The sequence below is a fragment of the Microbacterium sp. SWDP-B6 genome (assembly GCF_059803615.1).
On sequence record NZ_JAPFGV010000011.1, the window covers coordinates 15,790 to 37,219 of the forward strand.

The 21,430-nt window shown below is 68.6% G+C and carries 27 protein-coding genes; 8 read left to right on the top strand and 19 right to left on the bottom strand.

All coding sequences use genetic code 11. The features are described 5' to 3' along the window. Window positions 1–28 precede the first annotated feature (28 nt). Complete coding sequence (locus OPU70_RS13500; RefSeq protein ID WP_042536879.1) at window positions 29–1,627, bottom strand: ABC transporter substrate-binding protein; 1,599 nt, start codon at window positions 1,625–1,627, stop codon at window positions 29–31. 128 nt (window positions 1,628–1,755) lie between these two features. Between OPU70_RS13500 and OPU70_RS13505 the strand changes: the two genes are divergently transcribed. Beyond that, entirely contained in the window at window positions 1,756–2,478 is a 723-nt protein-coding gene (locus OPU70_RS13505; RefSeq protein ID WP_042536924.1) for a FadR/GntR family transcriptional regulator, read from the top strand. A gap of 51 nt (window positions 2,479–2,529) precedes the next feature. Here OPU70_RS13505 and OPU70_RS13510 read toward each other — a convergent pair whose 3' ends face one another. From OPU70_RS13510 to OPU70_RS13565, 12 genes are all read right to left on the bottom strand, one after another. After that, window positions 2,530–3,348: an anti-sigma factor gene (locus OPU70_RS13510; RefSeq protein ID WP_042536880.1), complete on the bottom strand. Its 819-nt coding sequence runs from the start codon at window positions 3,346–3,348 to the stop codon at window positions 2,530–2,532. Next, the gene (locus OPU70_RS13515) at window positions 3,332–3,892 is read right to left on the bottom strand and encodes an RNA polymerase sigma factor (protein ID WP_309691937.1); all 561 of its coding nucleotides are present in this window, start codon (window positions 3,890–3,892) and stop codon (window positions 3,332–3,334) included. The genes OPU70_RS13510 and OPU70_RS13515 overlap by 17 nt, the downstream gene beginning before the upstream one ends. A 33-nt stretch (window positions 3,893–3,925) precedes the next feature. Next, window positions 3,926–4,420 carry a class F sortase gene (locus OPU70_RS13520; RefSeq protein WP_475123252.1) on the bottom strand — a complete coding sequence of 165 codons (495 nt, stop codon included), beginning with the start codon at window positions 4,418–4,420 and terminating at the stop codon, window positions 3,926–3,928. 206 nt (window positions 4,421–4,626) lie between these two features. Then, complete coding sequence (locus OPU70_RS13525) at window positions 4,627–5,454, bottom strand: DUF4397 domain-containing protein (protein ID WP_056374722.1); 828 nt, start codon at window positions 5,452–5,454, stop codon at window positions 4,627–4,629. A 148-nt stretch (window positions 5,455–5,602) separates the two neighbouring features. Next, window positions 5,603–5,914 (bottom strand): DUF2277 domain-containing protein, encoded by a 312-nt coding sequence (locus tag OPU70_RS13530; RefSeq protein WP_056374724.1) that lies wholly within the window; start codon window positions 5,912–5,914, stop codon window positions 5,603–5,605. Between the two features lie 49 nt (window positions 5,915–5,963). Next, window positions 5,964–6,821 carry a hypothetical protein gene (locus OPU70_RS13535; protein WP_498558010.1) on the bottom strand — a complete coding sequence of 286 codons (858 nt, stop codon included), beginning with the start codon at window positions 6,819–6,821 and terminating at the stop codon, window positions 5,964–5,966. Between the two features lie 78 nt (window positions 6,822–6,899). After that, complete coding sequence (locus OPU70_RS13540; RefSeq protein ID WP_042541591.1) at window positions 6,900–7,073, bottom strand: CsbD family protein; 174 nt, start codon at window positions 7,071–7,073, stop codon at window positions 6,900–6,902. A 94-nt stretch (window positions 7,074–7,167) separates the two neighbouring features. Next, a complete protein-coding gene (locus OPU70_RS13545) occupies window positions 7,168–7,782 on the bottom strand; it encodes a hypothetical protein (RefSeq protein WP_042541590.1) in 615 nt (204 codons plus the stop codon). Next, a complete protein-coding gene (locus OPU70_RS13550; protein WP_498558011.1) occupies window positions 7,779–8,363 on the bottom strand; it encodes an Asp23/Gls24 family envelope stress response protein in 585 nt (194 codons plus the stop codon). Before OPU70_RS13550 ends, OPU70_RS13545 begins: the two co-directional genes overlap by 4 nt. Continuing rightward, window positions 8,360–8,755 (bottom strand): hypothetical protein, encoded by a 396-nt coding sequence (locus tag OPU70_RS13555; RefSeq protein WP_498558012.1) that lies wholly within the window; start codon window positions 8,753–8,755, stop codon window positions 8,360–8,362. Before OPU70_RS13555 ends, OPU70_RS13550 begins: the two co-directional genes overlap by 4 nt. Beyond that, window positions 8,755–8,943 carry a DUF2273 domain-containing protein gene (locus OPU70_RS13560; protein ID WP_140038388.1) on the bottom strand — a complete coding sequence of 63 codons (189 nt, stop codon included), beginning with the start codon at window positions 8,941–8,943 and terminating at the stop codon, window positions 8,755–8,757. The genes OPU70_RS13555 and OPU70_RS13560 overlap by 1 nt, the downstream gene beginning before the upstream one ends. Beyond that, a complete protein-coding gene (locus OPU70_RS13565) occupies window positions 8,940–9,464 on the bottom strand; it encodes an Asp23/Gls24 family envelope stress response protein (RefSeq protein ID WP_498558013.1) in 525 nt (174 codons plus the stop codon). The genes OPU70_RS13560 and OPU70_RS13565 overlap by 4 nt, the downstream gene beginning before the upstream one ends. A gap of 215 nt (window positions 9,465–9,679) precedes the next feature. Here OPU70_RS13565 and OPU70_RS13570 point away from each other — a divergent pair, with 215 nt between their 5' ends. Continuing rightward, on the top strand, window positions 9,680–10,252 hold the full coding sequence (locus OPU70_RS13570) for an isochorismatase family protein (RefSeq protein WP_042541598.1): 573 nt from the start codon (window positions 9,680–9,682) through the stop codon (window positions 10,250–10,252). Window positions 10,253–10,262: 10 nt separating this feature from the next. Next, the gene (locus OPU70_RS13575) at window positions 10,263–11,165 is read left to right on the top strand and encodes an SDR family NAD(P)-dependent oxidoreductase (RefSeq protein ID WP_498558014.1); all 903 of its coding nucleotides are present in this window, start codon (window positions 10,263–10,265) and stop codon (window positions 11,163–11,165) included. 15 nt (window positions 11,166–11,180) lie between these two features. Here the strand turns inward: OPU70_RS13575 and OPU70_RS13580 are convergent, their stop codons facing one another. Together OPU70_RS13580 and OPU70_RS13585 are read right to left on the bottom strand one after the other, a co-directional pair. Then, window positions 11,181–11,342: a cupin domain-containing protein gene (locus OPU70_RS13580; RefSeq protein WP_475123257.1), complete on the bottom strand. Its 162-nt coding sequence runs from the start codon at window positions 11,340–11,342 to the stop codon at window positions 11,181–11,183. Between the two features lie 78 nt (window positions 11,343–11,420). Further along, a complete protein-coding gene (locus OPU70_RS13585; RefSeq protein WP_498558015.1) occupies window positions 11,421–11,792 on the bottom strand; it encodes a DUF4406 domain-containing protein in 372 nt (123 codons plus the stop codon). 70 nt (window positions 11,793–11,862) lie between these two features. Between OPU70_RS13585 and OPU70_RS13590 the strand changes: the two genes are divergently transcribed. Continuing rightward, window positions 11,863–12,612, top strand: coding sequence for a DeoR/GlpR family DNA-binding transcription regulator (locus OPU70_RS13590; RefSeq protein ID WP_079113766.1), 750 nt, complete (start codon window positions 11,863–11,865; stop codon window positions 12,610–12,612). Between the two features lie 7 nt (window positions 12,613–12,619). Here OPU70_RS13590 and OPU70_RS13595 read toward each other — a convergent pair whose 3' ends face one another. After that, window positions 12,620–13,882: an MFS transporter gene (locus OPU70_RS13595; protein ID WP_498558016.1), complete on the bottom strand. Its 1,263-nt coding sequence runs from the start codon at window positions 13,880–13,882 to the stop codon at window positions 12,620–12,622. A 396-nt stretch (window positions 13,883–14,278) separates the two neighbouring features. Further along, window positions 14,279–14,950 (bottom strand): GOLPH3/VPS74 family protein, encoded by a 672-nt coding sequence (locus OPU70_RS13600; protein ID WP_498558017.1) that lies wholly within the window; start codon window positions 14,948–14,950, stop codon window positions 14,279–14,281. 126 nt (window positions 14,951–15,076) lie between these two features. Here OPU70_RS13600 and OPU70_RS13605 point away from each other — a divergent pair, with 126 nt between their 5' ends. The 3 genes from OPU70_RS13605 (at window position 15,077) to OPU70_RS13615 (ending at window position 18,657) form a co-directional block, all read left to right on the top strand. Next, window positions 15,077–16,459: an APC family permease gene (locus OPU70_RS13605; RefSeq protein ID WP_498558018.1), complete on the top strand. Its 1,383-nt coding sequence runs from the start codon at window positions 15,077–15,079 to the stop codon at window positions 16,457–16,459. Further along, window positions 16,446–16,670 (top strand): multidrug transporter, encoded by a 225-nt coding sequence (locus OPU70_RS13610; protein ID WP_367821516.1) that lies wholly within the window; start codon window positions 16,446–16,448, stop codon window positions 16,668–16,670. The genes OPU70_RS13605 and OPU70_RS13610 overlap by 14 nt, the downstream gene beginning before the upstream one ends. 151 nt (window positions 16,671–16,821) lie before the next feature. Beyond that, window positions 16,822–18,657 carry an RNA polymerase sigma factor gene (locus tag OPU70_RS13615; RefSeq protein WP_498558019.1) on the top strand — a complete coding sequence of 612 codons (1,836 nt, stop codon included), beginning with the start codon at window positions 16,822–16,824 and terminating at the stop codon, window positions 18,655–18,657. 18 nt (window positions 18,658–18,675) lie between these two features. On the opposite strand, the gene corA is transcribed toward OPU70_RS13615, so the two are convergent. Both corA and OPU70_RS13625 read right to left on the bottom strand, forming a co-directional pair. Beyond that, window positions 18,676–19,692 carry a magnesium/cobalt transporter CorA gene (gene corA / locus OPU70_RS13620; RefSeq protein WP_475433003.1) on the bottom strand — a complete coding sequence of 339 codons (1,017 nt, stop codon included), beginning with the start codon at window positions 19,690–19,692 and terminating at the stop codon, window positions 18,676–18,678. A gap of 50 nt (window positions 19,693–19,742) precedes the next feature. Continuing rightward, window positions 19,743–21,026, bottom strand: a complete 1,284-nt coding sequence (locus tag OPU70_RS13625; RefSeq protein ID WP_079113772.1) for a serine hydrolase domain-containing protein — start codon at window positions 21,024–21,026, stop codon at window positions 19,743–19,745. Window positions 21,027–21,115: 89 nt separating this feature from the next. Here OPU70_RS13625 and OPU70_RS13630 point away from each other — a divergent pair, with 89 nt between their 5' ends. Then, window positions 21,116–21,430, top strand: coding sequence for a DUF2470 domain-containing protein (locus tag OPU70_RS13630; protein ID WP_498558020.1), 315 nt, complete (start codon window positions 21,116–21,118; stop codon window positions 21,428–21,430).

Genomic DNA, 21,430 nt, shown 5'->3' on the forward strand with positions numbered 1-21,430 from the left:
GCGCGCACCCCCGCCGTGGAGACCGGGACTACTTCGCCGCCACGCCGACGTCGAGGAACGACAGGCCGGTGGTGGGGACGGGAGCGAAGCCGATCAGCTCCTGGCTGCTCCACGCGGTGGGCAGCTTGCGGTGGAACAGCGGGTAGAGCACGGCCTCATCGGCGATCAGGTCGTACGCCTTGTCCCACGTGGCCTGCTGCTCGTCGCCCTGCTGCTGCACGGCGTCGTCGAGGAGCGTGCGCAGCTCGGCGTACTCGGCCGAATCGGCCCAGTTGGTGCGGGTCTGGGTCCAGACGTTCTCGCCGTACCACCAGTTCATGAGCAGGTCGGGGTCGACGCCGAAGACCGACGGGTCTCCCGGAGCGATCGCGACCGTGTAGTCGCCGGAGTCGACCTTCTCGTACATGGAAGCGGACTGCCCGATGTCGAGCGTCGTGTCGATCCCGATGGCGTCGAGCGACTCCTTGATCAGGGGTGCGACCTCCTTCACCCAGCCGGTGTCGGTGGTGAGCAGCGTGATCGACAGGTCGTCGACGCCCGCCTCGGCGAGCAGCTCTTCGGCCTTCTCGGGGTCGTAGCTGTAGACCGTCGAGGCCTCGTTGTAATTCGGGTACGTCTCGGGCAGGAACGACGTGGCGGGGGTCGCGTTGCCGAGCATCCCCGTCTCGATGATCTTGTCCATGTCGAGCGCGTAATGCATGGCCTGACGCACCCGGACGTCGTCGAACGGCGCGGCCTTCGTGTTGAACATCATGAACAGCAGCCCGAACGACTGCACGCTCTCGACATCGGCGGCGGATGCGAGCGAGTCGACGTCGATGTAGGGCACGTCCTCCATCGCCTGGATCGTGCCGGTCGACATCGCCGTGACTCTGGCTGAGGCGTCGGACAGCAGGTTCCAGTTCATGCCCGCGGCGAGTGCCGGGTGCGGCCCGTTGTAGTCGTCGTAGCGCTCGAAGACGAGCTTGTCCTCGGGCACGGCGGAGACCAGCGAGTAGGGACCGGAGCCGACGGGGTTCGCACCGAAGCCCTCGGGGTCTGCTTCGACGACCGCCTTGGGCACGATCTTTACGACGCCGAGGCGCTCTTCGATGAGGGAGAACGGATAGTCGGTCGTGATCCGCACCGTGTCCTCGTCGACCGCGGTCACCGTGTCGACGAAGTCGATGAAGGTCCGGAACAGCGAGTTGTTGTCGGGGTTCAGGACGCGCTCGTAGCTGAAGACGACGTCGTCTGCGGTGACCGGGTCGCCGTTCTGGAACGTCGCGCCCTCGCGGAGGTCGATCTCGTACGTGGTGTCATCGACCTTGGTCGGGAGGTCGGCGGCGAGTGCGGGGGCGGCCTCCTGCGTGACGGGGTCGAGGTCGACGAGGCCCTCGAAGACATGCCAGTTCGCAGACACCGTGACGGCGCCGGAGGCGACCATCGGGTCGAAGCTGCCGTTGAGCGTGTACGAGATGCCCGCTTCGATGATCGCGTCGGGATCGACGGCGCCGGCGGACGCGCCGTCGTCGGGTGCGGGGGTCGCTCCGGCGGCGCAGCCGGCCAGGACGGCGGAGGCGGCGACGGTGCCGGCGACCAGTGTCGTGAATCGACCCGCGCGGCGGCGGGTGACGTGTCGGTTCATGTGTGCTCCAGGGTGGGTGGGGGACATCTTGAGGACATCTGATGTCTGATGTACTCTAAACACACGATCGGTCGAATCACAAGAGTGAGATGATCGGAGCGTTTCAGTCGGGACGAGAGGGAGACCAGATGAAGTCCACCACGAGTAGGGCATCGCGGATGCGGCGCTCGACGACGGCGGATCAGATCAAGCAGCTCATCATCGCCCGCGGGCTGACACCCGGAGACCCCCTTCCGACCGAGGCCGAGCTCTGCGAAGAGCTCGATGTGTCTCGCTCGTCGGTCAGGGAGGCGATCCGCACCCTGTCGACTCTCGACATCGTCGATGTGCGGCACGGCCACGGCACCTACGTCGGCCCGATGTCACTGGATCCGATGGTCGAGGCACTGGTCTTCCGAGGGGTCCTCTCCCCCGAAGGGTCTCTGCAGTCGCTGCGAGAGGTCGTCGAAGTGCGCCTGGCGCTCGACCTCTCGATGGCCGAGCGTGTCGTGGCGGCCGCCCAGGTCGATGCCGGCGGAGAGCTCGACGAGCTCGTCGCCGAGATGGTCGACAAGGCGAGCAGAGGCGAGCGCTTCCTCGAGGCCGACCGCCTGTTCCACACCAAGCTCTTCGACGCGATCGGCAACCGACTCGTCGGGCAGCTCGTCGGCGCCTTCTGGGACGTGCACACAGCCGTGCTGCCGCAGCTCGACATCGATCAGCCCGACGACATCCATCAGACCGCGGTGGCGCACGGCGACATGCTCGCCGCCGTGCGGGCCGGGGACGTCGACGCCTACCGCGCGGCCGTGATCGAGCACTACCGACCACTGCAGCGCGTCCTCGCGCAGGCCGAGAGCTCGCACGCCTGAGTCGAGTGCGCCTCAGCGCGCTCGGAACTCGCGCGGCGTGGTGCTCGTCCCTCAGGCGAAGTCGAGTTCTCCCCGCACGATCGAATCTCCCGAGTGCGCCGGATCGCCGTCCACCGGCTCGAAGGAGATGTCGACCAGGCGGTACTCGTCGAGGTCGACGCCGTCGGGCACACGGAAGGTGCCCGACGCGTCGTCGAGCACGCCGAGGCTGATCAGCGCCTGCCCGTCTTCGCGGATCAGCCACACCTCGCGGTAGTCGCCGTCTGCGAGCTCATCGCCTTCGAGCGTCACCGTGAGCGTGCGCCGGCCGTCGCCGTCGTCGTCGACCTCCGCCTGCCCGACCGCATCGGGGTGATCGGGGAACGCCGCGAGCTCGGCCGAGGCGATCACGGCAGACGAGGGCGTCAGCGCACGGGCGATCCAGACACCGGCGCCGATCGCGACGACGAGCGCCATCGACGCGGCGAGGATCCAGACGGATGCCGAGGAGCGACGACGCGAGCGCACGCGAGCACGCTGACGCGGATGCCCGGCATCCGCAGCAGCCGGCTCCGAATCCGGCTCGAGCTCGGGCTCCGGCTCGTGCTCGGGCTCCGGCGGGGGTTCGAGCTCGCCAGCGATGGACGCGGGATCGGCAGCGACCGCCTCGGTCAAACCGAGCTCGCCATGGATCCGCGACCACACGTCTGCCGGCGGGGCTTCCAGGTCGCCCTCGACGACGCTGGATCGCGCCACGAGCGCCACCCGGGACATCTCGGCGACCTCTGCCGCGCAGGACTCGCATTCGACGAGGTGCTGCATGTCTGCATCGGAGCCGGCCGGCTCACCCATCGCGATCAGGGCGATCTTCTCGTCATCGAGATGTGACATGGTTCACCTCCAATCGGTCGCGCATTCGGGCAAGACTTCGGCGGATATGGCTCTTCACGGTGCCGAGCGGCATCCCCATTCTGCGTGAGATCTCTTCGTGGGTCAGGTCATCGTAGAAGGCCAGTCGCATGACCGCCTGCGCGTCGGGTGCGAGCTGCTGCAGCTCGCTCGAGAGCAGCAGCGTCTCAGACAGATCGATCGACTCCGAGACGAGTGCGTCCGGCGGAGTGAGGCGCTCCATCTCGGCCTGCAGCTGCTGCACCTTGGCCCGCGCCTCGAACGTGTCGGCGATCCGACGCCGCGCGATGGCGATCAGCCAGGTCGACAAGCGCGCCTTCGACGAGTCGTATCCGGCGCGCGAGTTCCAGGCCGACACGAACGTGCGCTGTGTGACGTCCTCGGCGTCCCCCCGGTCGCCGAGCGAACGAAGCGCAAGGGTGAAGACGACCGGCGACCAGCGTCGGTAGAGCTCCGCGAGGGCCTGCTCGTCGCCCGCGACGAAACGTCGATCGAGCGCTGCCTCGGCTTCGGTGGTCTCATCCACCCGGAGTCTCCTCTCCATGGTGATCACCCCGCCTCATCGCGGGACCGCCACAGCCACCACGTTATCGCGGTAGTGGCCGGTCTGGCTGTCGAAGGGGCCGCCGCACGTCACGAGAACCAGGGCGGAGGGCCCGCCGCGCTCGAAGAGCTCAGCCGTGGGGAGCGAGGTCTTCTCGTAGTAGGTCAGGGATTGGACCACGAACTCGCGACTCGTGCCGTCTGCCGCGGTGAGACGGACGGCCTCGCCTGCGGGCACGTCCCGCAGGCGAGCGAGCGGTCCGATCGGATAGTCGACCGCGTCGACGTGCGCTGCGATCAGAATCCGGCCGCTCGTGCTCGTGGCATCCGCCCCGTATCGGTACCACCCGGCGACGGCCGGGTCGGTCGGCAGCTCCATCTGTCCGGTGTCGGCCACCCCGACGTCCGTCACCGGCATGTCGATGGCGAGCGACGGGATGGCCAGACTCACGGGAGCGACGGATGCCTCCGGGGTGGGGAGAGCACCCGGCCGCACCTCGACGTCTCTCATGGGGGTGGGGGTGGGGGTGGGGGTGGGGGTGGGGGGTGAAGTGGGAGGGACGGGCGGTGGAGTCGTGGGGGGCGACTCCGAGGAAGGAGGGAGTTCCGCGCCCGCCCCTCCCGGTGCGCACGCCACGAGGCACGCCGCAGTGACCAGGGCGCCCAGCGTCAGGATGACGCGGCGCAGACCGGCTTCTCGCGGCGTGCCTCGGAGCATCAGCGCACCGTCTGGCGACGACGGACGATCAGACCCGCACCCACGGCGGCCGAGATCGCGAGGGCGACGAGACCCGCCGAGAGAAGCGTGGTCACCGATGCGTCCTGCTGGGCGAGGTAGCCCGCGGTGCCCGAGGGCACTCCGTCGGGGTTCGAGTGCAGTCCCGAGATCGTCTGCGCGGCGATCGCGAGGTTGCCGTCTTCGGCACTGCCCCAGGCATAGACGATCGTGTTGACGCCCTCTTCGATCGCGACGTCCGCCGGGCCGATGACCGGGTCGGTCGTGCCCGTGAGTGCCACGGCGGCCGACACGGTTCCCGCGGGCAGGTCGAGCTTCGCCTCGTTCGGGTTCGTGAGGTTCTCGATCACGGGCGAGCCGCCGGCGAGGATGTCGACCGCGGGTGCCGCGGCCGTGTGACGCACCGTCAGCCTGCCCTGGCCGGGTGCCGTCTGCGAGATGTCGTTCGTGAACAGGTTGAGGCCGGGTTCGCCCGCTTCGGTCAGGTGGGCCACGGCGGTGTAGTTCCCGCCCGCGTCGAGAGCGATCGTCGCGGGTCCGAGGATGGGAGCGCTCGCGTCTGCGGCATCGGGAGCGGTGAGGGCGACCTCATACGAGCCGGCCGGCAGCTCGAGCGGACCGGCCAGGTCGCCGGGGGCGAAGTCGTCGAGGGTCAGCTCGCCGTTGACGTACACGTCGACCGGGGTGTCGGGGATCGCGTGCAACACGGAGAGCTGAGCCGCCTGGGTGGTGGCGGCGCCGGCCGGCAATGCCAGGCCGAGAGCGGTGATCATTCCGACGGCGAGGCCGGCGGCGACTGTCTTGCGCATCTGTTCCTCCTGTACCCGGACCGCCCTGTGCGGCCCTTCATAGGAGTTGTTCCCCGGGAACCCGGGTTTTGGATGCAGGTGGATGAAGATTCTTCTCAGAGCCTGTCGGCGATGGCCTCGAACGTGCGCTCAGGATCCTCGAGCCGCGTCAGTCTGCCCGCGCGGCGCGCTTCGCCTCTTGGAAGACACGGATCGCCTCGTACCTCTCGGCCGAGCGCGCCTGTCGCTTCTCGCGCTGCTCGTCTCGGTTCTTCGGCGGCGCCGTCGTCACGAGACCGTCGAGAAGACGTCGCACGGACTGCTCGATCTCGGCGACGGCGCGGTCGAACACTTCCTGGTTCGCCCGCGACGGCGCGTTCGTGCCCGAGATCTTGCGCACGAACTGCACGGCGGCCTCGTGGCACTCGTCGTCGGTCGCGGGCGGTGCGAGGTTGTTCAGCGGAATGATGTTGCGGCACATGCCTGCCAGGCTAGATCGCTGAGCGCCGGAGTCAAGAGGTGCGGCGGAGTCAGTCCGAGCCACTGTCGAGGAAGACCGCGACGCGGTCGCCGTCGAGAACGAACTGCAATGCGGCGCCCTCGGGGTAGCGGTCGATCAGCTCGTCGGGAGCATCGCCGTCGATCGGCATCGCGAAGGTCGCCGGGAACGATCCGACGCTGCACGCCCCCCAGATCCGCCCGCTGACATACGACGATCCGTCGGGGTCCGCCTCCGGCGGCACGTCCTCCGTCGGGACGCCATTGAGGCAGCGATCCTCGGACGACCGATCCCCCGACTCCGAGACCCACCCGGGGGTCGCGAAGATCGTCAGGCCGTAGAACTCGACCGCCGCGACGTCCTCCTCCGCTCCGAACCACCCGGGCGGTACGGCTCCCGTGCGCGTCAGCTCGAGCGTCGCGATCTGCGGCGCGCCCGCGGCCGACGACACCGGAGGGATCGACGCGAACGCGTAAGTGATCATCGCTGCGAGCGCGGCAGCCATGACGACGGATGCCGCCCACAGCGGCGTCCGCCACCGCGTCAGGCGCCCAGCCTGCCGGGGCGCATCGGTCGGAGCATCACGTGCGATCGGCTCCTCCCACGTGGCTTCGTCGCCGAGCCGGTCGAGAAGGTCGCTGCTCTCTCGTGCGGCATCGGCCGAGGGATGCACGACGCGCAGCTCGGCGGCCTCGCCATCTGCTCCGGAGTCGGCGATCGCCGCGTGATCGCTGCCCCCGCGCCGGACAGCCGCTGCACTGCGTGAGGATTCGAGCTCCTCGAGCCGCCGGACCGCGGCGGGGTCGGTCGCGATGTCGGCATGAGGGCCGTACGCGCGAGCACGAAGCTCGCGCAGCTCTTCGTCGGCGGCGGCATCCATCTCGGGCATCGTCTCATGCCCTCCTCCCCGCGCGCAGCAACGGGCGGGTGGAGGTGTGAATCGCCCTCCACCCGCCCGCTGGGTGTGTCAGTTCTTGAACGCGTCCTTGACGTTCTCGCCGGCCTTCTTCGCGTCGGCCTTGACCTGGTCCGCCTTGCCTTCGGCGGCGAGCTTGTCGTTGTCGGTCGCGTTGCCGATCGCTTCCTTCGCCTTGCCGGCGATGTCCTGAGCGGCGTTCTTGATCTTGTCGTCGAGTCCCATGAGGAGCTCCTTTCGTGAGGGTGATCGTTGACTGTGGGAGGATTCCCGCCGTCTTATCGCCGTTGCTCTTCGCGACCGACGATAAGTCTCTGCGTCAAGACAGTCGACGCTGGTCGTGGGCGAGACGCGCACGGAGCCCGGTGTGGATCGAGACGTAGGTCTCGGTGTCACGGCCGGTCAGGGTGGCGAGGTTGGTGAGAAGCCGGTCGATGTGATCGACGACCTCTCGCGGGTCCGTGTTCTGCCGCGGCGTGACCGACACGTGCAGCACCGGAGTGTTGCGGATGTCGTTCGCTGTGACCTGGGTCGAGAGGATCTCGTCCCTCGTCGCGAGCGAGTTCTTCACGGCATCCGACACGAAGGACTCGGTGACGGTGACCCGACCGAGCGGGTTCTGCGCACCGGTGGAGCGGAAGGCCGTCTTCGAGCGGCGTCCGGCGATGCTGGTGAGCGCGAGGATCAGCAGCACGACGACCACGAGGATCGCCACGACGGCGCCGATTCCGATCCACGAGAGGCTGCCGCCGGCGATGGCGGTGGCAGCGATCGCCTGGTCAAGCCAGGAGCGGGCGTTCTCACCGGCCGACGTCCAGATGTCCGTCGCGGTGGGCCAGCTCATGATCGCGATGCCGACGGCGCCGAGGGCCAGGAACAGCAGCCCGATGATCAGCAGCAGTACGCGGTTCAGCGCGCGGTTCGTGTTGTTCACAGCTCGTCCTCCTGCTTGGTGGGGCGCTCGATGCGCACCCGGGTACGGACGCTCCTGGTGAGTCGGTACGTCTGCAGCTCAGCTTCGGCGGCGGACTTCACCGCGCCCTTGTCGAGCGGGATGCCGGCGCCGGGGCGCACGGTGACGTCGACTCCGCGGTGGCCCACACCGACGGTGATGTTGTCACGGGCGAGGCCCGTCTCCTCAGACAGGTGTTGAGCGAGAGCGCTCGCGATCACGCCGTTGTCGACGACGACCGCCCGGTCGCCCGCTTCGAGGGTGTGCTTCGACAGGCGGCCCGGAGTGAGGGCGAGCACGAGGAAGACGATCCCGATGAGGGCGAGTACGACGCTACCGGCGATCACGAGGCCGGCGGGCTGCGCGGTGGGCAGGCCCACGAGCCATCCGCCCGCCGCGGCGGGTCCGAGCAGGAGCGCCGGCTGCGCCGCGAGGCTCAGCACGATCTCGAGCCCGATGTAGGCGAGAGCGAGGACGAGGAGGATGACCGCGACGAACATCGCGACGGTGCGCGGTGAATGCGTCTCGCGTCGCACGACGCGGCGAAGAACGGGGGTGCTCATCGCACTCGTCTCCTCTCTGGAATGGTGGCACCGGTGATGGTGAGGTTGATGCGGGTGACGTCCCTGCCGAGGATTCCCGTCAGACGCTGCTGCAACTGCTCCTGCAGCTGACGGGCCCGTTCGAGCACGGGGATGCTTTGGGAGATCGCGACGGTGTCGTCGAGATCGGGGATCGGAAGCGGCGTCGCGATGCGCACGGTCATTCCTCCCGGGTGTTCGGCGACATCGACCTTCACGTCACCGCGGGGCACACCGATCAGGGTTGCGGACGCCTGTTCGGTGACCGTGCGGTAGACGCGCTCTTTCACGTCGATGCGCCCAGGGACGGTGGTCTCTCCGGTGGCGACCCGCGAGGAGCCGCCACCGGTGGCGAGGTTCTGGTCGATGCGCATCAGGAGGTGCGCCGCCCCGTGAACGCGTCTGCGAGACCGCGGACGTCGAGCTTGCCGGAGGCGATCCGGCCGATGATCGCTCCGATGCCTGCGAACAGGGCCATGAGGAGGAACCCCCAGAACCCGAACAGCAGAGCCGCCAGGGCGAGGAGCGCACCGATCAGGGCGCCGGTGGTGGTGGGGGTCATGAGACTCGCGACTCCTCGTTCTCGTTGCTGTCATCGCCGGGCACGTGCACGTCGTTGACCTCGACGTTGACCTCGACGACCTCGAGACCGACGAGGCGGGTGATCGCACCCGCGACGGCGGCGCGCACGTTGTTCGCGACCTCCTGGATGGGGGCGGGGTACTCGACGACGATCGTCAGATCTGCGGCGGCCTGCGTCTCGCCGACCTCGACCTTGACGCCCTGCGAGAGGTCGGTCGCGTTGACCGCGTCACGGATCGCGCCGAAGGCGCGTGCTCCGCCGCCACCGAGTGCGAACACGCCGGCGACCTCACGGGCGGCGATGCCGGCGACCTTGGCCACCACTCCATCGGCGATGGTGGTCTTGCCCGCGGCATCCGAGTCGGCGGGGATCCGCGACGACGAGAAGCTCGAGGTGCGGTCGACACGCGAGCCGGATGCGGCCGGCTTCGGCGCTGCGGAAGTCTGGGCCAGCTCCTTCTCAGCGGGGCTGGCGGGGGTGTTCTGGTCCTGAGTTGCCATGACTTTTCCTTCGTCTCACGGGGTGCCGGCTACGAGACCTGATGGCCTCACCGGGAGCGTGTCGGTCGCTCACAGATAGGACGTGCGAGGGTGCGCGTTCGTCACAAATTCGTCGCGAGGAGATCAGACCCGACGCCTCGACGTCGGCGGGATTCGCGCGAGGCATGGCCGCTGACGGTCTGGCCCACGCCGCCCTCGACCGCGAGGATGAGGGCATGAACCGAGACATCGCCACCGCACTGCTCGTCATCGACGCCCAGGAGTCCTTCCGTCAGCGGCCGGACGAGTGGGCGGCCACCGCCAACCCTGATGCCGTCGACAACATCTCACGGTTGGTCGATCATGCCCGCGAGATCGGCGATCAGGTCGTCTGGGTCACTCACTCAGAACCGGGCAGCGGCGGAGTGTTCGACCCGGTCAACGGCTTCGTCCGAGTGATCTCAGACCTCGATCCGCAGGGCGACGAGATCGCCGTGACGAAGACCACCGTCAACGCCTTCACGTCGACAGACCTCGAAGAGCAGCTGCGGCAGCTCGGCGTCGGACGCGTGGTCGTGTGCGGGATCCGCACGGAGCAGTGCTGCGAGACGACCGCTCGGATGGCGTCCGATCTGGGCTTCGCGGTCGAGTTCGTGACGGATGCCACGACGACCTCGGCGATCGAGGCGAATGACGGACTCGCGGCCGTCTCGGGTGACGAGATCATGCGACGCACCGAGAGCATCCTCGCCGCGCGTGGATTCGCGACCGTCATCCGCACGTCCGATCGGGTCGGCATCTCCGCCTAGGTTGGAGGGCATGTCCCCCTCGCTCGCGCTCCCCGATCTCGCCGGCCGCACGATCCTCGTGACGGGGGCGAACGCCGGCATCGGCTACTGGTGTGCAGAGATCCTCGCCGGGCACGGTGCCAGGGTGCTGCTCGGATGCCGGTCGACCGAGCGGGCGGAGGTCGCGGCATCCTCGATCCGCGCGCACGCGCCCGGCGCCGACCTCGGAATCGTCCCGCTGGATCTCGGCTCGCTCGTGAGCATCACCGCTGCCGCGGCATCCATGGGCGAGCGCATCGACGCCGTGATCTGCAACGCCGGAGTGAAAGCAGCGGATCGCGGCGCCCGCAGCGCTGATGGCCTCGACCTGATGGTGGGCACGAACTTCGTTGGGCACTTCGCCCTGATCGCCCGACTCGGCGACGTGCTCGCCGATGACGCCAGGGTCGTGGCGGTGGGTTCGCTGGCTCATCGCTTCGCGGAGATCGACCCCGCCACGCTCGCGCAGCCGTGGACCGGTCCGTCGCTGCGTCAGTACGGCCGGTCGAAAGCCGCGCTGATGGCCTTCGCGTTCGAGCTGAATCGGCGCTGGAGGGGCTCCGCGCGGTCAGCGCTGTGCGCGCATCCCGGCTACGCGGTCGACCCGCTGACTCCGCACCGCGACGGCCTCGCCGAGGTGTCGACAGTGACGCGCGCCCTCGCCGCACTCAGCCGCCCGCTCGTGCAGGGCAAGGATGCCGGAGCCGCGCCCATCGTGCATGCGGCGGTCGCCGCCGACGCCACGGGTGGAGACTACTGGGGGCCCGGCGGGTTGCTGGAGTTCCGCGGGGCACCGAGACGCGTCGCCGCGAGCGCGCAGGTGCGTTCGGTCGATGTGGGTGCTGACCTGTGGTCCGTCGCCGAGCACATGGCGGGCGTGCGGTTCAGGATCTGACGCTCGGCGCGTCGGTCAGTCGAGCTCCTGCAGGGTCGCCGTCATGTCTCCCCCGGCGTCTCCCGTGTTGACCGTGCCCTTCGGCTCGAACAGGATCGCGTGCACCTCGTCCTCGGCCTTCGGGCAGTGCTCGACTCCTCGCGGCACGACGAACACGTCATTCGGGTTCAAGACCACGTCGCGAAGTGCACGTTGCGAACATCATCTGTCATGGTCGAAAGCCTATCCACGCGGCCGTCGCATCGGCGGAGCCGGCTACGCCGCAGCGATCTCCCTGGCAGGGATCTGGTCGAGAGATCGGTACACGGGCAGGCCGCGCTCGAGGGCGATCTCGACGTCCTTGTCGGCGCCGGCAGAGTCGCCGGGCAGGCGGAGCACCGCGTCGCAGTGCTGCAGCAGTCGGTGCGCGGTCTCGTACATGACGTCGCCCTCGGCGGCATCCGTCTCGTCCATCCCCCGGAGGATCGGCAGGGCTGCCCACTCCCCGATCATGGGCACGTGGCCGAGGCGATGGATCGGCGCCGCCGCCTCTTCGAGTCGTTCGAGGTTGCGGGCGATCAGGGCGGGGTCGCCGCCGGTGCCGGAGCGGTAGGGACCGGCGATGAGGATGAGGAGTGGAGTTGTCATGGAGAAGACTGTAACGTTAACCGTGCAAGAACGTGCAACTTCGCGAATGAACAAGATTTTGAGGAGTGGGATGCTGGGCGCACAGCGCAAGGACCACCTGCGAGAGATCCTGCGCAGGGACGGCCGTGTGGTGGCGAAGGATGTCGCCGCCGATCTGGGCGTCTCAGAGGACTCGATCCGCCGCGACCTCCGCGAGCTCGCCGACGCCGGTGAGATGGTGCGGGTCTACGGAGGTGCTCTGCCGATTCCGCCGGCCGACCGCCCCGTCGACCAGCGGGCATTGCTCGCCACCGAGAGCAAAGAGCGCGTCGCCCGTCGCGCCGTCGAGCTGATCACCCCGGCCTCGACGATCGTGCTGGACGCCGGCACCACGACTCTCGCGATGGCGCGCATGCTGCCGCGCGGCTCCGACCTGACCGTGATCACGCCCAGCCCGACGATCGCCCTCGCGGTCGCTGAGCACTCCGATGCCCGCATCGTGATCATCGGCGGTGAGCTCGCTCGCTTCTCGATGGTCGCCAGCGGCCCGCTCGCCATGGAGGCGGTGCAGCACCTCCATGCCGACATCTTCTTCCTCGGCGCGACCGGCATCGACCCGGTGCGCGGGCTGACCACCGGCAACCTCGACGACGCCGTCACCAAGCGCGCGATCGCCGCCCGCTGTGCGCAGGCCTACGTGCTCGGCAGCGAAGAGAAGATCGGGGCGACGTCGCGCCACCCCGTGCTCGACCTCGAGGCCGTCGCCGGTGTGGTCGTCGACCCCGTCGACTCGAACCCCGTGATCAGCGAGCTCGCAGAGCGTGTGGCCGTGCTGCGCTGAGCGCGCGTCAGCCGGGCACCTCGAGGCCGTCCTCGCTGAGCTCGCCGAGCCTCGGAATCCGCCTGAGGTCTTTTGAACTGACCATGACGACCACAGTCGCGATGGCAACCGTGGCTGAGAACACCAGGGGCACGAAAGGTCCGAAGTGATCGAAGAGAAGCCCTCCACCCAATGCACCCACCGGCATGAGCAGCATTCCCGGCACACCCGATGCCGCCGTGACCCTCCCCATCAACGGTGCAGGCGTGACGGTCACGGTGTACGCGCTGATCGCTGCGTTGAACGCCGGAAGCGGAAGCGCGGAAAGGAACAACACCACGACTGTGAGAGGCAGCGACGGATACGTGAACACGACCATTGCTTGCCCTAGCGCGAACGCAGCGAGCGCGGTGCCCCCGAGACGGCCAAGCCGGAACCGTGAAGAGAGCGTTCCTGCCATCAGTGCGCCAGCGACGACACCGGCCCCGAACGCTGTCGCGAGAATTCCGATCGCAACAGGCGGTTCTCCACTCTTCTGGTAATACGCGATCAGCGTGAGCGGCAGGACGATGATCGGAAGGTTCGCGAGCCCGGCGACGATCGCTACGCCACGAAGCCCCGGCTGCCTCCAGACGAAGACGAACCCTTCCCGCAGTTGTGCGATGTATCCGCTCGGTGACGATTCGTATTCGGCTACTCGCGACGGCCGCGGTGTGAAGATACCCGCGACCACATTGAGAGCGACTTGAGTCCCAAGTGCCCACGCTCCACCCAGCGAATACAGCAGGCCTCCTATAGGTCCGCCGACAAGTCCGGCACCGGCCTCCCGCCCCTGCGAAACGGCAGCCGCCTGGCCGAGTTGACCACGAGGAACGATCACCTTGACCAGAGCCTGTTCGCTAGGTCCGTCAAGTCCCGACGCGGCTCCCGCGAGCGCCGCCCCCAGAATCAGGACCGGCAGCATTCCCGGCTCAGGGAAGAAGATCGCGAGCAGCGCGAGCGCCCACCCGGATGCCTGCGTGAACGACGACAGACGCAGGACGAGTGACGGTGAATGCCGATCCACTAGCGCGCCACCGAAGGCCTGGGTGGCGATCAGAGCGGCATTCGACGCGAAGAGAACCAGACCAGCGAGAGTCGCGGATGCCGTCACCCCGAGGACGATGAGTGGCAACGCCACGTTTCCTATCGCCGACGACAGCTCGTTCGACACCTTCGCGACGACCAGCCGCTGAAACGCCCTGTTCCGACGCAAGGCGCTGCCCCCCTTGAGCTCGACCGTCTCACCCATGTGGGCACCCCTCAGGTACCTCGACCACGTATGAGTGACGGTAGTCGAACATGTTCTGGTGGAAGGCCCGACCGATAATCCACCTCCTCGTGTCTCGTGGAATCACCACGGTAGGCACGGCCACAGCAGAGGTACCGACACCGCTCGCAGAAGTCGCGGTGCTATATCGGAATGCGATCCGAGACCCGGAATCAGGCAGGCAGAACGCACCAGTCGCGGACGATATATGCCAACACGAACGCTCGAAGGGTCTTCACATCACTGAGCTGACGGCTCATCACGGCCGGGACAGATTCGGATGGATGCTGACGACACCCGCCATCACCGGTGCCGCCCCGGCGGGTCGTCCCCGATCTTCGAAATCGTGCCCGGCGCGGGCCACGCCGGAGCGGCGCGTCAGGTGATGGTCGCGGCCACGATCGTCGGGGTCATGACGGCCACCATCGCCGCGGTGATCGCGTCGTTGACAGCCTTGGCGACGGCGTCCCCCGCCGGCGACCCCGCCGTGAGCTCTTCGATCCGCTTCTTGAGGTCGCGCGCCGACATTCCGCCGCATTCGTCGCGCAGGATCGCATGCGCGCAGTTGAGGTTCTGCAGGATGGAGAGCAGCGCCAGGTCGGCCTGCGTCGGGGAGCCCGTTCCGGCGAGCACGGCGGCGAGTCGGGCGCGCAGCATCTGCTCCGGTGCGGAGTCGGATTCGGGCGTGCGCGCCGCACCCCAGCCGAAGAACCCGCGCTCTCCGCGGATCAGGACGCCCTGTGCGATGAGCGACTCCACCACCACCTCGAGCGGATCGAGCTTGGGCCGCACCACGAGCGACTGCAGTCGCTTGCCGCGCAACGGCACGAGGCGCTGCAGCGTCGTGTCGAGGATCGGGTTGCCCGTCGGCTCGGTCGACACGACGTCGATGACGGGGTTCTTCTCGTCCGAGACCGAGATGCGTCCGTGCAGGGCGAGGTCGACGATGACGGCCGCGATCTCGCCATAGAGGCGGTTCACGCTCACCGGACTCTCGACGCGGCCATCAGGCCGGAGAAGCAGCAGATGGAGTTCTTCGACGATCAGCATGCATCCACGCTATGACGGCTCTGCGCGCGTCGGCATCCCCCGGACGGATGACTTCGGATGCCGAGCTCGATACCGCGTCCTGTCAACCCCGTCGCCGTGCAGGCGCCGAATCCATAGGTTTTCAGGATGACATCCGACACCGCCCAGACGCAGGAGGAGCCGACCCGGCTGCGTCGCGCCATCACCGGCCCCCTCCTGTTCGCCTTCATCCTGGGTGACGTTCTGGGCGCCGGAATCTACGCCCTGATGGGAGTGCTCTCCGAGAAGGTCGGTGGAATGCTGTGGGCTCCGCTGCTGCTCGCGCTCCTGCTCGCCCTGCTGACCGCGGGGTCGTACGCCGAACTCGTCACCAAGTACCCGCGCGCGGGCGGGGCGTCCGTGTTCGCCGAGCGCGCCTTCCGCAGCCCGGTCGTGTCCTTCCTCGTCGGATTCAGCATGCTCGCGGCGGGCGTGACGAGCGCCGCGGGTCTGGCGATCGCCTTCGCCGGCGACTACCTGGGCACCTTCTTCGACCTGCCGACGATCCCCGTCGCGATCGTCTTCCTCGCCATCGTCGGAGCGCTCAACGCCCGAGGCATCCGCGAGTCGCTCGGTGCGAATCTGGTGATGACCGCTATCGAGTTGAGCGGTCTCGTGATCGTCATCGTCGTAGTGGGGGTGTTCGTGGCCGGTGGCGGCGGTGACGCCTCGCGGCTCACTCAGACACCGGAGGGGACTCCCGTAGCCATGGCGGTCCTCGCCGGGGCCGTGATCGCGTACTACTCGTTCGTCGGCTTCGAGACATCGGCGAACATGATCGAAGAGGTGAAGAACCCGCGGCGCACCTATCCACGCGCGCTCTTCGGCGCCCTCTTCACCGCCGGCGCGGTCTACGTGCTCGTCGGCGTCGCCAGCTCGATCGCACTGCCGGCATCCGAGCTGCAGGAGTCGAGCGGGCCGCTGCTCTCGGTCGTGGAGGCGGCGGGCGCCAGCATCCCCTCGTGGCTGTTCAGCCTGATCGCCCTGATCGCCGTCGCGAACGGCGCCCTGCTGACCATGATCATGGTCAGCCGCCTGACCTACGGGATGGCGGAGCAGAACCTGCTGCCCCCGGTGCTCGGCCGCGTGCTGCCGAACCGCAAGACCCCCTGGGTGGCGATCCTCACCACGACCCTCGTCGCGATGGGCCTGACGCTGGTCGGCGACCTGGCGACGCTCGCCGAGACCGTCGTGCTGCTGCTGCTGTTCGTCTTCCTGAGCGTCAACGTCTCGGTGCTCGTGCTGCGACGCGACCGGGTCGAGCACGATCACTTCCGCATCTGGACCGTCATCCCGGTGCTGGGAATCGCGTCGTGCATCCTGCTGCTCACCCAGCAGCGCCCCATCGTCTGGCTCTTCGGTGCGATCCTGCTGGCCGTCGGCGGCGTGCTCTATCTGCTCGCCCGCTGGGGGCGGAACCGCACCCGGAAGCAGAGCCGGAATGCAGACCCCTCATCCACCACCACGAAGGAGAACCATGAGCACGCCTGATCACACCTCCGAGGCAGACGACGCCATGACCAGCGAAGAGAAGCGACACGACCAGCTGACCTCGGCACCGGAGGCGACCGAGGCCGACGCCGCGCCCCGCATCGAGGTCTCCGAGCACGACGGCAACACCCGCATCGACATCGCGCCCGATGCTGCGGTGCGCCCCGGCCCCGGCCCTGGAGTCGAGATCGACGACGAACCCGAGCGGTAACAGGTGCGGGGCGACAGCCCTCTCCCCGCGGATATGCCGATATATCACAGATATCCCTGAACAGCAACCCCTGAGCGTATGCTGACCTCGAGGTCGTGTCGTCGGCCTCGAGGTCGGTGACAGACGTCGTCACCACGATCGGGGGGATGCCGTGAGCCTCACCGCAGATCCGAGCACTGACACGAGGTCGGACGCCGAGCTGGCCGACGCGACTCGCAACGGCGACGCTCAGGCGTTCGCCGTGCTGTGGCAGAGGCACGCCGAGGCGGGACTCCGGGCGGCCCGCGCGGTGACGCGCTCGATCGACCCGGACGACCTGGTCAGCGAGGCCTTCACGAAGACCTTCAGTGCGATGCAGAACGGCGGCGGACCGACCGACGGCTTCCGCGCCTATCTGTACGCCGCCATCCGCAACGCCGCGGCGACGTGGGGCGGCAAGCAGAAGGACATCCCGATCGAGTTCATCGAGGAGATCCCCGACGAGGCGCCCGACGCGATCGAGCAGCTGTCGGACAGAGCGATGCTCGCCGCCGCCTTCAAGAACCTGCCGGAGAACCACCGCACTCTGCTCTGGTATCTCGAGGTCGAGGGCATGAAGCCGCGAGAGATCGCGCCGCTGATGGGACTCACCCCGAACGCCGTATCCGCCCTCGCCCTGCGCGCGCGAGACGGCTTCCGTCACGCGTGGCTCGACGCGCTCATCGCCGACCCCTCCCGCCCTGAAGAGTGTCGCTGGGCCTGCGGACGGCTCGTGCGCCGCACCCGCCGCCCGGTCAGTCGACACGAGCGTCCGCGGCTCGAGACTCATCTCGAGGGGTGCGCGGGGTGCACGATCATCGCTCGGGACATCGACACGGCCTCGTCGAAGCTGCGGGCGGTGCTTCTGCCCCTCGCGCTCGGCAGCGCAGGGGCCGCTGCGTTCGCGGCGCTCGAACCCGGCGCCGCGGCGAGCGCCGCTGTCGTCGGACCATCCGCAGTCCTGCGATCCCGGCGCGTTCTCACCCTCGGGGTCGCCGCGGGCAGTGCAGTCGCACTCGCGGCGACCGTCGCGGTGGCGATCGCCGCTCCGTGGACGCAACCTGCGCCCGGCACCGACCGCAGCGAAGCATCCGGACCGGTCGCCCACCCCGTCGACCCGATTCCCGGCACGCCATCCGCGACGCCGGTCGGCACCTCTCCGACGCCTCCTCCTGTGCCCCCGCTGGTTCCGGCGCCGATGGAGCCCCCGCCCGAACCGGTCCTCGAGACCACGCCGCTGACCTCCACTGACCGAGCCGTTCCGGAGACGAAGAGTCCTCCCCCTCCGGCTCCCCCCGCGGTGGACTCTCCGGCAGCGACTCCGCCGGCCCAGAAACCGCCGGTCGAGAAACCACCGGTCGAGACCCCTCCGCCCGAGAAGCCACCGGTCGAGATCCCCTACGCGTTCAGTCTCGAGCCGGCCGGCTGGGACACGAGCAACCCCCTTGCGGTCTCGGCGCGCGGCACCGGCATCCCCGGCAGCACGGTCGCGATGCTCGACGAGCTGGGTGCAGTCCTCGCCGAGGTGCCGGTCGACGACGAGGGCATGTTCGAGATCTCGGTCGCGGGCGACGACCTCCGTCAGGGCATGACCCTCACCGCGCAACACACGTCCCCCACCGGTGACATCGACCTCAGCGAGCCGTTGGGGCCCCTCGCGTTCCCTGTGCCGGTCATCTCCGGCGGGCCGTCGCGCATCCACCTCGACGGCGCGGATGCCGACGCAGACGGCGAGCGCGATGATGCGCTCGTCTCCCTCGAGAGAATCCCGGGCGGATGGGTGCAGGTGGCTGTCGACGGCGTCGTGAACCCTCACCTCATCGCCATCGACGAGGTGACCTCCGACGACTACATCCCCGACATCCACCTCGGGTTCCACCTGCTGACCCTGCGGTACGTCGACGTGGAGTCGGGCCTGATCGGCCCCGGCGCCGAGTACGCCGTCGTCGTCACCCCCGGTGGAAGATGACGACCTCCGGCCGAGTGGCTACAGCCACCCCTTGCGCTTGAACGCCCAGTACAGACCGACACCCATACCCACCATGAGCGCGATCGCCATCGGGTAGCCGAGCGTCCAGTGCAGCTCGGGCATGTGGTCGAAGTTCATGCCGTAGACCGTGCCGACGAGAGTCGGCGCGAAGAGGATCGCCGCCCAGCCCGAGATCTTCTTCACCTCGTCGTTCTGACGGATGCTCAGCTCGGTCATCCGCCGCATCTCCTCGTTCTGCCGCCGCGCCACGATCGTCGACTCGACGGTCAGGGCGCTGTCGAGCACCGTGCGGAAGGTGTTCGCGCGCTCCGACACGCGCAGGGTGTGGTCGAGCACGTCGCGGAGATACCGCTGCAGCTCCTCGTCGACCTGGTACTTCGCCGACCCCCGCAGCAGCGAGTCGAGCATCCCCGCCAGAGGCTGCACCGCACGCTGGAAGTCGATCACCTCGCGACCGAGCTCGTAGATGCGCTGCGTGGCGTCGACCCCGTCTTCGAAGAGCTGGCTCTCGATCTCGTCGATGTCGTTCTCGAGGCCGGCCAGCACCGGTGCGTACTCGTCGACGACCTCGTCGAGGATCGCATAGAGCACGGCCTCAGGGCCGAGCTTCAGCAGCCCCGGGTCGCCTTCGAGGCGGCGCCGAACGCGTCCGAGGTCAGGCGACTCCGCGTGACGGATGGTGACCACGAAGTCCGGCCCCACGAGCACGTGGATCTCCCCGAACTCGACCTCCTCCGCCTCATCCAGATACCGGGCAGAGCGGAGCACCATGAACAGCACCTCGCCGTAGCGCTCGAGCTTCGAGCGCTGGTGACCCGAGAGGGCATCTTCGACGACGAGCGCGTGGATGCCGAACTCGTCGGCCACCTCGCGGATCTCGGCCTCGCTCGGCCGATACAGGCCGATCCAGCTCATGCCCCCGCGTTCGCGCAGCACCTCGAAGGTCTCGCTGAGGCTCCGCGGATTCTGGGTGCGGATGCCGTCGACATAGATCGCGTTGTCGATGATCGCCATCGGCGTTCCTCCCTCGATCGGGGCCGCGGAGCGGTCGTGCGCCTCCGAGATCAGCCGGCGGGCGGTGCGACGCAGGCGATCGCGGAATCGGTGATCTCCTGGTGGTACTGCTCGGCCGTGAACGGCAGCCCGAACTCGGGGGCCGTCTCTCCTGCGGCTGCGGGAGCCTTCGATGCGATCGCGGCCAGCTCCCACGCCAGGAACATCGCGGTCAGACCGCCGGTCGTCGAGTCGTTGAGCGACACCGCGACCGTGAAACCGCTCTCAGGGTCGGAGAACGCCGACGTCTGGTACCCGGGGGTCCACCCCGACTGTCCGATCATCGAGCCGACGAGCAGGGCTCCTCCGGTGGCCTGGAACCACGAGGGCGCCTCGGGGCTCTGCGGCAACGGGGATCCGAAGCGATTCGGCTCATCCTTCGTCCGCAGCTTCTGTGCGGCCTCGGCCTGGGCGTAGCGGCCGAGGTCATCGATCGTCGACACGACGCCGGAGTCGGTGTAGCCGGTGCTCGACGACAGCGTGGTGATGTCGGTCGGAGCCGCGCAGTCGTATCCGCCTTCGACGGGCGTCAGGTAGTGCCCGTTCATGACCGGACCGGTCGAGGGCGCAGCCGCGGCCGGCGAGGGCAGCGACGTGGCGGCGAGACCGAGCGGCTCGGTCACGTACTCGGCGATCAGCTCGGATGCCGTGAGGCCCGACGCGCGCTCGAGGGCGAGGCCGAGCAGCAGGTAGCCGGCGTCCGAGTTCGTGTATGTCGTCTTCGGCGTCGCGCGCGGGGCGCCGAGGCCGTAGGAGGCGAGCTCGAGCGGCGCCCACACGCGCTCGGGGGTGGTGAACCACGAGGCCTGCGCGGTGGCCTCGGACGAGCCGACCCCGCTCGTGCTGTTGCACAGATCGAGGAGCGTGATGTCCTTCATGTCGGCGACGCCCGAGACGTACTCCGGCACGAGGTCGTCGAGCTCGACCACGCCCTCGTCTGCGAGGCCGTAGAGCACGTCGCACGTCATGAGCCGGGTCATGTCCGCGACACGGAAGGCCATGTCGGTGCTGATCTCCTCATCGGAGCCGGGGCCCTGCGTGCCGACGCCGGTGACCCAGCTGCCGCTCCAGGGAGCCCAGACGCCCACGACAGCACCCGACGCCCCCGACGCGGCGAGCGCGTTGGCGACGGCCGCCTCCATGGCGGCGACGGTGTCGTCGGGCAGTGCGCCCTCGACCTGAGACGGCGGCTCGTAACTGAACTCCGGCTCGGCGGTGCAGCCGGTGAGGAAGAGTCCGAGCGCGGCGACGCCGGCCGCTGCTGCGCGGAACGTGCGCGACGAGAGAAGCTGCATGAAAGGGGACCCCCGGAAGACGTGTCTCCCGAGTCTAGAACGCCGTTCCTGAAAGAAGGCATCGCCGGGGCCCCTTTAGGGTGATCAGCATGCCCCACATCTTCGAGGCCGACGTCGTCTCCGCCATCCTGCACCACATGAACGGCGACCACACCGACGACAATCTGCTCATCACGCGCGCATTCTCGGCGGTCGAGGACGGCGAGATCACGGATGCCGTGATGACGGACCTCGATGGCGACGGCGGCGTCTGGAAGGTCACCCGCTCGGGGGTCGCCTCCGAACTGCGCATCGCGTGGCCCTCGGGCTCGATCACCGAGCGCCCGGCTGTGCGGCGCGAGGTCGTCGCACTCTACGATCTCGCGTGCGAGAAGCTCGGGGTCGAGCCGCGTCCGCACGCATGA

Coding starts and splice junctions, on each gene's coding strand:
- OPU70_RS13500 (WP_042536879.1), bottom strand. CDS start 1,627: ATGAACCGACACGTCACCCGCCGCCGCGCGGGTCGATTCACGACACTG.
- OPU70_RS13505 (WP_042536924.1), top strand. CDS start 1,756: ATGAAGTCCACCACGAGTAGGGCATCGCGGATGCGGCGCTCGACGACG.
- OPU70_RS13510 (WP_042536880.1), bottom strand. CDS start 3,348: ATGTCACATCTCGATGACGAGAAGATCGCCCTGATCGCGATGGGTGAG.
- OPU70_RS13520 (WP_475123252.1), bottom strand. CDS start 4,420: ATGAGAGACGTCGAGGTGCGGCCGGGTGCTCTCCCCACCCCGGAGGCA.
- OPU70_RS13525 (WP_056374722.1), bottom strand. CDS start 5,454: ATGCGCAAGACAGTCGCCGCCGGCCTCGCCGTCGGAATGATCACCGCT.
- OPU70_RS13530 (WP_056374724.1), bottom strand. CDS start 5,914: ATGTGCCGCAACATCATTCCGCTGAACAACCTCGCACCGCCCGCGACC.
- OPU70_RS13535 (WP_498558010.1), bottom strand. CDS start 6,821: ATGCCCGAGATGGATGCCGCCGCCGACGAAGAGCTGCGCGAGCTTCGT.
- OPU70_RS13540 (WP_042541591.1), bottom strand. CDS start 7,073: ATGGGACTCGACGACAAGATCAAGAACGCCGCTCAGGACATCGCCGGC.
- OPU70_RS13550 (WP_498558011.1), bottom strand. CDS start 8,363: ATGAGCACCCCCGTTCTTCGCCGCGTCGTGCGACGCGAGACGCATTCA.
- OPU70_RS13555 (WP_498558012.1), bottom strand. CDS start 8,755: ATGCGCATCGACCAGAACCTCGCCACCGGTGGCGGCTCCTCGCGGGTC.
- OPU70_RS13560 (WP_140038388.1), bottom strand. CDS start 8,943: ATGACCCCCACCACCACCGGCGCCCTGATCGGTGCGCTCCTCGCCCTG.
- OPU70_RS13565 (WP_498558013.1), bottom strand. CDS start 9,464: ATGGCAACTCAGGACCAGAACACCCCCGCCAGCCCCGCTGAGAAGGAG.
- OPU70_RS13570 (WP_042541598.1), top strand. CDS start 9,680: ATGAACCGAGACATCGCCACCGCACTGCTCGTCATCGACGCCCAGGAG.
- OPU70_RS13575 (WP_498558014.1), top strand. CDS start 10,263: ATGTCCCCCTCGCTCGCGCTCCCCGATCTCGCCGGCCGCACGATCCTC.
- OPU70_RS13585 (WP_498558015.1), bottom strand. CDS start 11,792: ATGACAACTCCACTCCTCATCCTCATCGCCGGTCCCTACCGCTCCGGC.
- OPU70_RS13590 (WP_079113766.1), top strand. CDS start 11,863: ATGCTGGGCGCACAGCGCAAGGACCACCTGCGAGAGATCCTGCGCAGG.
- OPU70_RS13595 (WP_498558016.1), bottom strand. CDS start 13,882: ATGGGTGAGACGGTCGAGCTCAAGGGGGGCAGCGCCTTGCGTCGGAAC.
- OPU70_RS13600 (WP_498558017.1), bottom strand. CDS start 14,950: ATGCTGATCGTCGAAGAACTCCATCTGCTGCTTCTCCGGCCTGATGGC.
- OPU70_RS13605 (WP_498558018.1), top strand. CDS start 15,077: ATGACATCCGACACCGCCCAGACGCAGGAGGAGCCGACCCGGCTGCGT.
- OPU70_RS13610 (WP_367821516.1), top strand. CDS start 16,446: ATGAGCACGCCTGATCACACCTCCGAGGCAGACGACGCCATGACCAGC.
- corA (WP_475433003.1), bottom strand. CDS start 19,692: ATGGCGATCATCGACAACGCGATCTATGTCGACGGCATCCGCACCCAG.
- OPU70_RS13625 (WP_079113772.1), bottom strand. CDS start 21,026: ATGCAGCTTCTCTCGTCGCGCACGTTCCGCGCAGCAGCGGCCGGCGTC.
- OPU70_RS13630 (WP_498558020.1), top strand. CDS start 21,116: ATGCCCCACATCTTCGAGGCCGACGTCGTCTCCGCCATCCTGCACCAC.